Origin of the sequence: Lactiplantibacillus sp. B652 (genome assembly GCF_023806745.1) — a bacterium.
GTDB lineage: Bacteria > Bacillota > Bacilli > Lactobacillales > Lactobacillaceae > Lactiplantibacillus > Lactiplantibacillus pentosus.
On the sequence record NZ_JAMSKY010000094.1, the window covers coordinates 1 to 295 of the forward strand.

General features: G+C 38.6%; 1 protein-coding gene. It reads right to left on the reverse strand.

What is annotated here, in order from left to right:
• A partial coding sequence (locus MZO40_RS17150; protein ID WP_252133492.1) for a recombinase family protein occupies positions 1–87 on the reverse strand: 87 nt, incomplete at its 3' end.
• Positions 88–295 lie beyond the last annotated feature (208 nt).

The following is a 295-nucleotide window of genomic DNA, read 5'->3' on the forward strand; positions in this document are numbered from 1 at the left end:
TAATTTATCAACGTCTTTTAAAGCCGCTAACTGTCGATCTAAATGTTGCTCCTTGGAACTCACACGCGCATAACCGATTTTAGCCATTTCCAATTCTCCCTTTGGACAGTTCTAATGAACACTTGTGATTCCTAGTATAGCACAGAAATAAAAACGGCCATCAAGGTATACCCTAGTGACCAGATGCAGTTTACAGAGAATGGTCTGAAAAACAGTTAGACCAGTAAAACCCCTGAGTTTGGATTTACTCCAACTCAGGGGTTTGCTTTACTTATTAATCTAATAAATCTTTTCG